The sequence below is a fragment of the Streptomyces milbemycinicus genome, from assembly GCF_002154605.1.
In the GTDB taxonomy this organism is placed as follows: domain Bacteria; phylum Actinomycetota; class Actinomycetes; order Streptomycetales; family Streptomycetaceae; genus Streptomyces; species Streptomyces milbemycinicus.
On the sequence record NZ_MUNE01001233.1, the window covers coordinates 1 to 1,944 of the forward strand.

General features: G+C 78.2%; 1 protein-coding gene and 1 pseudogene. Both read right to left on the reverse strand.

The annotated features are described in order from the left end of the window. A pseudogene (locus CCN51_RS52305) lies at positions 1-537 on the reverse strand (serine/threonine protein kinase); the annotation flags it as partial. Positions 538-687: 150 nt separating this feature from the next. Further along, on the reverse strand, positions 688-1,944 hold a 1,257-nt coding region (locus CCN51_RS52310), incomplete at its 5' end, for an outer membrane protein assembly factor BamB family protein (RefSeq protein WP_158104811.1).

Sequence of the window (1,944 nt, forward strand, 5' to 3'; positions counted from 1 at the left end):
GCCGTTCTCCCTCCCACCGGCCTCCCTCCCGCCGCAGGCTCCCTGCCGTGGCAGGCGGGCGTGGTGAAACCCGGTCAGCCGGGGGCCGTCCCCGGCGACCAGGACCGCGTCGGCCGAGATGCCGCCGTGCACCATTCCGGCCGCGTGGACCCGCTCCAGCGCCTCGGCGAGCGCGGCGCCCAGCGCGCGTACGCCGTCCTCCGCGAGCCCTCGGGGCGCGGCGCGTACGACTTCGGCGAGCGGTACGGCGGGGACGTACGGGTAGGCCACCCACGGGGCCGACGCGTCGAGTTCGGCCTCCTCGACGGGGCGCACCCAGCGCCCGGCGGCGGCCCGTGACGCCGCCACGTCGCGGCGCAGCCGGGCACGCAGCCGCTGGTCGTCGGCGAGCGCGGCGCGCACCAGCGTGACCTCCACGGTCGGCCCCGCGCCGACGCGCCGCCCCAGCAGCCGCACGCCGCTCTCCGTCTCCCCCAACCGGGCCAGCATCCGGAACGGCCCGAGGTGACGCGGATCCGCGTTGTGCAAGGTGTGCATGTGTCGGCAACCCTCCCGGCACGATGTGCCACGCCCCGCTATCTGAACGTACCGCAGCCTAAGGGTGTCCAAGCATGGAGGTTTCACGCGGCCGAACGTCCACGGGCAGGGCGTCGGCTGTGGGGCGGCCGGCGCCTCGGCGTTCGCGGGTCACAGGACCGGCATGGCGTGCAGGGTGCCGGCATGGGTCAGGAAGACCCGGTTGGCCGCGCCGGTCAGACGCCACGGCTGGTCGCCTCCGCCGCCGAGCGACCATGCCGCCGCGGCCTTCCGCAGGTCGACGGTCACGACTCCGTCGTCCGGGCCGAACCGGTCCGCGCCCAGCGGGTGGTAGAGGGACCGGCCCTGGACCACGGGCGCGGTCGTGGGCAGGGCGTGCGTACCGGGGAGGAGGGACCAGGTCTGCTCGCCGCTGCGGGCGTCGACCGCGATCAACTGGTCCTGCCAGGCGACGTAGAGGGAGCCCTGGGCCGAGGTGGGTGAGCCCCAGGCGCCGCCGCCGGGTGTGGGCCTGGCCCAGCGCCGTGTGCCGTCCGCGAGGGTGAGCGCCCTCAGCGAGGCGCCGCCCAGATACACGGTGTCGCCCGCGACGGCGGGCGCGAGGGCCACGTCGGCGGCGGTGTCCTGATGCCAGGCGACCGAGCCGTGGTCGTCGGTGCGGTACGCGGTCACCGTCCCGTCGGATCCGGCGACGACGAGCCGCCCGCCGGCCGCTGCCGCCGCGGCTCCCTTCGCCGTGCCGGTCGCCGCCGGTGTCGTCCAGCGGGCCCGAGCGCCCGTCAGCGGCAGTGCGTTCAGCCGCCGTTCGCCGTCCAGTACGTACGCGGTGTCGGCGTCGGCGGCCAGGAGCCGCGTCGCGCCGACCGCACGGGACCAGCGTTCCCGTCCGTCGCGGGCGTCCACGGCGGTCAGCCGTCCGCCCGTGGTGACGGCGAGGACGGCACCGCCCGCCGCCAGCAGACCCGCGGCGGGCAGCGGCGTGCCCCGGTCGGTCCAGGTCCACGCTCGCTGCCCGGTGTCCACGGCCCATGCGGTCAGGCCCTTGGGCGTTCCGGCGACCACGACCTCGCCGGCCGCGAGCGGGCCGGCGCCGTTGGTGGCGAGGCCGTCTCGGGTCCACAGCGGAGCGGGCGCGGTGCCCGTCGTGTACCGGGCGAGCGGGGTGGCGGCGGGGACGCCGGGGCCGCGGCGGTCGCCACGCAGCAGCCACCACGCCGCCCCGCCGCCCACGGCGCAGACGGTGACCGCGGCAGCGGAGGCGGCCGCGGCCGTCACCCGGCGCCGGGACGGGGCCGCCTCGGGGGCGGCGGAGCGGACCGTATCGTCGACGGCCGCCGCGCAGCGGGCGAGTTCGGCGGCGAGCGGCCCGGAGCGCCAGGCGGGGCGGCGCGGGCGCAGGGGCGGGCG